This is a genomic window from Achromobacter sp., from assembly GCF_057314935.1.
The window spans coordinates 1-8,368 of record NZ_DBHKZA010000137.1 but is presented as its reverse complement, the minus strand read 5'-3'; the positions used below and the strand labels follow the sequence as shown (position 1 = coordinate 8,368).

The following is an 8,368-nucleotide window of genomic DNA, read 5'->3' as shown; positions in this document are numbered from 1 at the left end:
CAAACGCGAACGGGTGGCCTGAACATGGCGCGTTCTGGCGCCAGCGTTTGGTCCTTATGGCTGGCCGTGTCGGCGCTATGTCGGTAACGGCCGATTTCGAGAACTTCGCCGCGAATTCGCCAGGCGGGGAGCAGGAGACTGATTCATCTATCGTCTTCCGATTGAACGCGCGCCAAATCAACCGGGCTGTCTGGCTTGTGGAATCCGACAACCTGATCATTGGCACTGACGGCGATGAGTGGATTGTTGGGCCGATCCAGGCCAATCAGGCCTTGGGGCCGGCCAACATTCGCGCGGAGCGTCGTACCGCCTACGGGTCACGGTCGATACAGCCCGTCGAGGTCGGCGGGCGGATCCTCTTCATCCAGGCATCCGGCCGCAAGCTGCGCGACTATGAGTACAGCTACGACACCAACAACTACGCCTCGTCGGACACCACGAAGCTTGCATCCAACGTGCTGTTGAGCGGTGTTGTGGATCTGGCCTATCAGCAAGAGCCGGACTCCATCATCTGGGCAGCACGGGCTGACGGTCGTCTGGTCGGGTGTACGTATGACCAAGAGGCAGGGCGCAGCGACGTCTACGCCTGGCATCCTCATCCCATGGTCAACGGGTTCGTTGAGGCAGTCGAAACCATGCCATCGCCTGACGGCTCGGCCGATGACCTCTGGATGATCGTCCGCCGCCAGGTGAACGGTCAGACCGTTCGCTATGTCGAGATCCTTCGGGCCCCCCTGAAGGAAGAGGAAGCCCAGGCCGAAGCCTTCTACGTCGACAGCGGCCTGACGTACCGCGGCGCGACGACGGACCATGTCACCGGCCTGGAGCATCTGGAAGGGCAGGCGGTCGACATTCTCACCAATGGCGCCGCCCATCCCCGACGAACCGTAGTGGCCGGCCGAGTGGACCTACAGTTCCCCGCAGAAGTGATCCACGTCGGCCTTCCCACCAGTTGTGTGCTGGCCACGATGAGCCTGGAGGCCGGATCGGCCAACGGCACTGCGCAGGGCAAGCTCAAACGCATCACCAATCTGATCGTCCGCATGTACCGCAGCCTAGGCGGTAATGTCGGCCCTTCACGCGACAACACGGATACGCTCGACTTTCGGCGTCCGTCACAGCCTATGGGCGTCGCGCCACCGCTTTTCACGGGTGACATAGAACCCAAGGCATGGCGTGGCGGGTACGAGCGCAACGCCCAGCTTTGGTACACCAACTACCAGCCGCTGCCGGTCACCCTGGTGGCGCTCATGCCCGTTGTGGGCACTAGCGACGACCGATGAAGATCGTCCGGATGACCGCGGCGCACGTCCAGGCCGTGCAACTGCAGAAAGCCCAGGCGTTCGCGATGCCGATGATCAGCGCCGAGCATGCGCAACAGCTTGCGGCGGCCGACGGTGTCGCCTGGGCCGCGCTGGATGGGGATGACGTCATTGCCTGCGCCGGGATCGTCCAAGCTCACGAGCAGCGCGGCATGGCCTGGGCGATGTTCTCCGAAAGGGCGCTTCTCCAGTTCAAGCTGATTCATCGCGTCGTCCGTATGGTCCTGGCCGGAGCCCAGTGGCGCCGGATCGAAATGACCGTCGACGCCAGCCATGCCGCCGCTATCGCCTGGGCCGAACGGCTCGGGTTTGAACGCGAAGGCCTCATGCGCGCCGTGACCCCTGACGGACGCGACTGCTTTCTCTATGCAAAGGTGAAGTGATATGGATCCAATTTCGGCGTTTCTCGTCGCGAATGCCGGCACGATCGCGGCCGTCTCCGGCGGTGTCGGTGCCATCGGCTCCGTCATGCAGGGCAGTAGCGCCGCGTCCGGCTACAACCAACAGGCCGACGCGTCAGAGCGCAACGCCACCATCGCCGAGAACCAGGCCCGGCAGGCATACGACGCGGGTTTGCAGAACGAACTCGGGCAGCGCCGCAGCGCCTCTCAGCAGCAAGCAGATATCCGCACTTCCGTCGCTGAGTCGGGGCTTGATCCCAGCAGTGGGTCGGCGCTGTTACTTCAGCAGCAGTCCGCCGAGAACTTGGAAATGGACGCCCTGACGACGCGCTACCAGGCGCTTCTGCAAGGCAACGCCTATGAGCAGCAGGCGACCATGGACCGCTTCACCGCCAGAACGTTGCGGGCATCAGGGAAGGACGCGAAGCGTTCCGGGCTGCTGGGTGCGGCTACGACCGCCCTGACGTCTGCCGCAGGCTATGGCCTATCCCAGCTTGCTCCGGCTGCTGCCGCTGGTTCTGGCCTGCGAGCTGGTAGCGGCGTTGGCCTACGCGTCGGCAACGTCGCACAGTACTGGAGGTAATCGATGGCAACCCGTGTCCCCATTCAAGTCGCGCAGCAACGCCAAGCCCTGCCTGTCGGGACCTCCGCACCGCGCGTGCCGATGGCGGTGGCCGCCGATACATCCGGCGAGGCGCTATCTCGCGTAGGGGCAGGCCTGGGGCAGGTCGCGGCGGCTGCTGATCGCCTGCATCGGGAGCAGTCCACTGCGTGGGTGTCGAAGGCCACCAGCGACGACCAGATCAAATGGCTACAGCGCCTGAACGAAATGCAGGACACCGCCGCTCCGGGCGCGCCGAACTTCACCCCCAGCTTGCTTAAGGAGTTCGACGACTACAGCGCGCAAGCCCTGGAGAACGCTCCAGAGGGGACGCGGCCCTTTTACCGCGAGCAGTTGACCCGTCAGCGCACCTACCTTGGCCAGCGCGCGGTTGAGTTCGAATCAAAAAGCCAGCGGTCCTACATCACGTCGCAGTACCAGACGGGCATGGAATCGGACGCCGCGACCATCGCCCTGGACCCGTCGCAGTACCGAGAGCGCCGCGCGGCGCGTGTCGCGGCGCTGCAATCATCTAGCCTTCCTGATGGTGTCAAGGCCAAGCTGCTGGGCGAGTCAGAATCCACGCTTGCCTACGCCGCTGGCGCCGCGACGATCGACCGTGACCCGCATGGCGCGGTTCAGGCTTTCGATGCGGCCGCGCGTGGCGAGTCGTATGCAGGGTACGAATGGGTTCGCTTTCTGGATTCCGACAAGATCCAGCAGCTACGGACGCGCGCGCAGACGCAAACGGACCGCATCGATACCCGGGCCCGGGTGGAGCAGGACCGATCCATCGCCCGCGCGCAGCGGGCCGTGGGCGAGGCGGATAAGCAGGTGTCGACCGGCCTGCCGGCCCGTACCGACGACATGCTCCGCTGGTCGAGTATGGTCCAGGGCACCGAGTATGAAGCACAGTTTCGGGAAATGATGCGTGGCCAGGACGAAGTCCAGCAGGTGCTGCGGATGCCTGTGGACGCGCAGCAGGCATACATCCAAGACAAACGCCTGCAGCAGCAGCGATCAGGCGCCAGTGTCACGGACGCCTCGAATCTGGACCGCCTGTCGCGCGCGGTGGAGTCCAACACCAAGATGCTCCGCGAAGCTCCCCTTTCCTGGGTGGAGAACCGATCTGCCCAGCCAGCGTCGGCCCTGGACTTCGGCCAGTTGGCCACCCCGAACGGCACCGCCGCGCTGGGGCAAGCGCTGCGCGATCGGTCTGACCTCATTCGAGGCCTGCAACGCGCGAACCCCGCTGGAGCCGTCCAGATGAGGCCACTCCTGGCTGCGGAGGCCGAGCAACTATCCAGCACCTTTAAGCAGGCCGGCGCCCGCGAGAAGCGGCAGATTCTGGGGCAACTGTATTGGGCGGCTGGTTCGCCTGACACCTATCAGGGCATCGTCGGCCAAGTGGACGGGATAGACCCGATGATGGCGCGCCTCGGGCGACTGGCCGGGAGCTACGAACAGACGAAGCTGCAAAACAATTGGTTCTCTCCGGATGTTGTGCAGTCCGCAGGCGACGCCGCGGCGACAGCCATTGCAGGCGACGAGATCCTTCGGGGGGGTGGCAAGGCCGGCGCACTCAGCTATCCGCTGCCGAAGGACAACGAATTCACGCAAGCCATCGCCAACAAAGTCGGGAAGCTATACCGCGGCGCGGCCTCTGGTGACAGCAGCGGTCAAGCCTTCATGCAGGACGCCTACGCGGTAAAGGCCTACTACGTGGGAAAGGCAGCGCAGGAGGGCGACCTATCCCCCGACGTTAATTCCTCACGGCTGGACCAAGCGATTACCGCGGTCCTTGGGCAGCCCGTCAATTTCCATGGAAACGGCGAAGTGCTTGCCCCTTGGGGTATGAACGAATCGGACTTTCTGGATAGGGCCAATCGAACCGTGGCGCGGGAGATCTCAGCGCGAGGCCTTCAGGAACAGCTTGGACGGAGCATGTCGAACAGCGGCCTGATTGGCGTGGGCGCCGGCGCCTACGCGGTAACCCTGGGAGGAATCCCGGTGCGAGATCCGAAGTCCGGACAGCCGATCATCATCCAGATGGCACCTGACGCAGACGGCGGCCGGGATGAGTTCGGACGGCGTTTAAGCGACATGATCCCAGGGGCGCAGCAATGATGAACCTTGACGAGCAGCGCCTGCGCGAGGTCAACGCAGCAGCGCGCACGCCGAATGAAATTCTGGGGCAGGCAGAGCCGGGCGTACTGAGGGGGGTAGTTTCTGAGATCCCGCGCGGCGTCGCCCGAGGTGCGGCCAAGGTTCAAGGGGCTCTGACCAGCATTGCCGGCCAAACCTACCAGCCGGCGCTGGACGCCCTTGAATCGGTTACCGGCGTTCGCCCTCTGAACCCCTTCGATCCTCTGACCCGCGCGTCTGACGAGGCGGTACGTCAATACGCACCCGATCCTTTGACCACGGGCACAGCCGGCCAAGTCGTCAACGGTGTGGCGGACGTGCTCACGCAGGTCGGGCTGGGCACTGGCCTGTTCGCCGCCGGCGGAGCGTCTGGAGTCTCGCTGGCCTATGGCGGCGCGGCGACAGCCGGCGGCGCGACCGGGCGGTCGAGATTCCAGGAACTGCGCGAGCAGGGAATAGATGCTGATACGGCGGCGAATGCGGCATTCGTGGACGCCGTTTCGACGGGCGCCGGCGTGTTGGTGCCGGGCGCGATTGGGTATAGCGGTGTCGCCGCGCCGGCAGCCGCGCTCGGCGTTCGAACGGGGGCCCGCGCCTATCTGGGCACCAACGTCGCGTATGGCACCGCCACGAACATGGCCATGGGGATCGGCCAGCGCGCGTCCACCTACGAGCTGCTTAAGGGTGCAGGGTACGACGCGATGGCGGAGCAATATCGCCCGTTGGATGGTGCTGCGCTGGCTGCCGAAGGGATCCTGGGTGGGATCTTTGGGGCAGTCGGTTCCGCGGCTGGTTTGCCAATGCGCGCGGGCGCCACGGTGGATGCGGCACTGGCGGCACGGGACGCGGCACATGCCGGGCTTGGGACCGCGCCGGGTGTTCCCGCAGAGCCAGCGACGGCGAACTCGCATCGATCGGCCATAGAGGAAGTGTTGTCGGCGGACGCCCAGGGCCGGGCGGCTGACGTTGGCCGCACCGGCGTACAAGATCAGGTGTTCATGCCCCGCGCCAGCGACCCAGCACCGGCGCGCCAGGCGCTGGGATACTACGCTGATGAGCTTCCCGCCGGCCAGCGCTTCCTACCCTCTCAGCGGGTTGTCACGGTTGACCTGACGGCCCGGCGTGGACTGCGCTTCGATGCCCCTGAATTGAACGAATATGCCGCTTCGGTTGAACAGCAGTACGGGTTGCCAGGCGGCCTGCTGAACGCGCTCAAGAATGCCGGGGAGCGGAGCAACAGCAATCAGGTCAGCCCCGCCGGCGCACGCGGCGTTATGCAGTTCATGCCCGAAAACCTGCGCAAGTATGGGGTGTCCGACGCCAGCGACCCCGTCCAGATGATCGACGCTGCAGGGAGGTACCTGCGCGACACCATGCGCCAGTACGGCGGGGACGTGGACGCGATGATCGCAGACTACAACGGCGGCCCGCGCCAGGCGCGCGAGGTTCTAGCCGGCCGGCAGCCGGGGGCCAAGGAAACCCGCGACTATCTGGCGCGCGTGCGCGAATATCTGGGACGTGACACCTGGGCGAGTAGAGTGCCTGCAGAAGAGGGCGCGCCTTTCCAGCGGTTCCCCGCCGAGCAGGCTCGGGCAGCCGCCAATATTGAACAGGAAATCGGCTCGGTGGAGGCTGAGCGGGCCGATTTGCTGGCGACCTTCGGTCAAGCGGCCGATCTGCGCGAAATTTCTTCAGTGCGTGCCGAGCTGGTCGGTTTGACCGCTCAGCGGAGCAATCTCAATTCGGAGGCGCTGCCGCGGCAGCGCGCCAAGGAGATTCAGGCGGAGACGCCGCGCACCAGCTACAAGCAGGCGCTGTCACTCGCCAACCGGGAGATGCGTGCCGCTGCGCAGGAGTTGGATGGACAGATTTCACGGCTGCAGGGCTTTGTGGAGAGCAATCAAGGAGCCGCACAGGCTGCCCAACGGCTGGCAAATTTGGACATGCGCCTGGCGGACCTTGAGCAAAACCGGGCCGCCATCGACGCACCGGCGGCAAGGCCAGCCCCGATTGCGGCAGCCGTGCAGGAAATGGCAGCGCAGCGAGGAGCTCAGCCTAGCCGCGGTGATATCGCACCGGGTGGCCGCCAAGTTCAGGAAGCCGGCCTCAGACAACCGGCACCGGCAGGTGAAACCATCCCGGGAACTCGGCCGATGGATGGGGAGGTGCGCACATCTCAGGCGCTGCCGGAGGTTGCCGCCGAGTCGGCAGTCCAATCACCCCGGGCGGGCGACGGGGACGCGGTCCCTGCTGATATGGAAACGCAGGCGGGACTGGCTCGCCTCGATGAACTTGGCGACATTCGCGTGCGCGAAGAGGACGCCGATGGCAACGTGCGCGAGGTCTCCTTGCGCGATCAACTGAACGAAGTGCAGGCAGAGCGCGCATACAGCAGGCCGGAAGGGTTCCGGGCCGCCGTGGCGTGCTTCCTGCGATTGGGGGCATGATGAGGCAGGAATGCATCGAAGCGGTTTCGCAAGTCCTGGGGCGCGGCTTGACGCAGGCGCAGAGCCAGGACATCGAGAACCGCATTGCGCGGGCCATGCGCCAAATCGCCGCTGATGACCTGGGCGCTTGGCGGGCCATGAGCGAGGCCGATCGACTGAGCGCGGCAGCCGAGCGCGCGGCTATGGACATGCAGGCAGAGGTTGCGCTGAAAGAGCGCCGCATCGCGTTGACAGCGTTGCGACATGATGCCGTCCAGTCCTACCTGGAGAAGTCGACGTTCAGCCCCATCGATGCGCTCTCCCGATCTCTGATGTTCTATGCCGACGGCAAGAGCGGCACGCTCTCGGTGGAGAGCACTTCGCAGGCGATCAGAAACCACGCCTTGGGGCAGATGCTGGACGTGTTCGATACGGCCAAGGGCGGACTGCTTGGCCTGGTGACCGACCCGGCCAAGACCTTGTCCATCGCGCGCGAACTGCGCGGAACGAAGACGGGAGACGCTGACGCGGCAAAGGCCGCCAAAGCCTTCAGCGATGTCGCTGCTCAGCTTCGAGACCGATTCAACCGAGCCGGCGGTAATGTCGGGCGGCTGGAGAACTGGGGGTTCCCACAGGCCCACAGCCAGCAGCTGGTGGCCACCGGCGGCGGCAAGCTCAAGGGCGACGCCGCGCGCGCCATGTGGGTGGACGACGCTATGACCGGCCTGGACCGCAGCCGATACGTCAATGAGGACGGCTCTCTGATGTCCGACGGCGAAGTGCGTGACCTTTTGTCGGCCGCCTGGGAGACGCTGTCCACCAACGGCGCCAACAAGATCGAGCCGGGCAGGGGGCTGCCTGGCCGTGGCTTGATCGCCAACCACGGCAGCGCCGAGCGCATTCTGCATTTTCAGGATGCCGAGAGCTATATCCGATACGCGGAGAAGTACAGCGAATCGACCATCCTGGAAACGATGCAAAGGCACGTTGAGGGCATGGCCCGGGATATCGCCTTGACCGAGACCTTTGGGCCGAATCCGCACTTGGCGTTCCGGTACTGGCGCGAACGGGCAACCCAGCAGATGAAGATGCGCGAGCCTGATCGTACGGAGAAGATCGAGGCGAAGGCGCGCTGGCTGGACACGGTGTACCAGAACACGGCCGGCACCAAGGAGCCGCCGGTCAACGCGGCGCTGGCCGAAGGTATGGATACCTACAAGGCGCTGAATGTGGCCTCGCGGCTGGGGTCCGCGTCGCTGGTGGCTGCGATCACCGACCCTGCCACCAACGCCCTGACAGCCATCCATAACGGCATTCCTGTCTGGCAGGTAATGGCGAATGAAGTCCGCAGCCTGAACCCCGCGAACGTCACAGACCGCCGCGTCGCGTTGCGTGCAGGCCTGGGAATCAACCAGTATCTGGGCGCCATGAACCGCTGGGGTATGGACGGTATGGCGAGAGATGGGCAGGTCT

Annotated in this window: 5 protein-coding genes and 1 pseudogene; all 6 read left to right on the top strand. The window is 65.0% G+C overall.

Features of this window, described 5'->3' with window-relative positions; all coding sequences use genetic code 11:
* Window positions 1-1,283 (top strand): phage tail protein (locus tag ACO6D5_RS28625; RefSeq protein ID WP_485827260.1); only part of this gene is annotated, 1,283 nt, incomplete at its 5' end.
* Window positions 1,280-1,705 carry a GNAT family acetyltransferase gene (locus ACO6D5_RS28620; RefSeq protein ID WP_485827259.1) on the top strand — a complete coding sequence of 142 codons (426 nt, stop codon included), beginning with the start codon at window positions 1,280-1,282 and terminating at the stop codon, window positions 1,703-1,705. The genes ACO6D5_RS28625 and ACO6D5_RS28620, both read left to right, overlap by 4 nt.
* A gap of 1 nt (window position 1,706) precedes the next feature.
* Window positions 1,707-2,306 carry a virion core protein, T7 gp14 family gene (locus tag ACO6D5_RS28615; RefSeq protein ID WP_485827258.1) on the top strand — a complete coding sequence of 200 codons (600 nt, stop codon included), beginning with the start codon at window positions 1,707-1,709 and terminating at the stop codon, window positions 2,304-2,306.
* A 3-nt stretch (window positions 2,307-2,309) separates the two neighbouring features.
* Window positions 2,310-4,451 carry a hypothetical protein gene (locus tag ACO6D5_RS28610; RefSeq protein WP_485827257.1) on the top strand — a complete coding sequence of 714 codons (2,142 nt, stop codon included), beginning with the start codon at window positions 2,310-2,312 and terminating at the stop codon, window positions 4,449-4,451.
* Window positions 4,448-6,916, top strand: coding sequence for a lytic transglycosylase domain-containing protein (locus ACO6D5_RS28605; protein WP_485827256.1), 2,469 nt, complete (start codon window positions 4,448-4,450; stop codon window positions 6,914-6,916). Before ACO6D5_RS28610 ends, ACO6D5_RS28605 begins: the two co-directional genes overlap by 4 nt.
* Window positions 6,913-8,368, top strand: a pseudogene (locus tag ACO6D5_RS28600) (hypothetical protein); the annotation flags it as partial. The gene ACO6D5_RS28605 and the pseudogene ACO6D5_RS28600, both read left to right, overlap by 4 nt.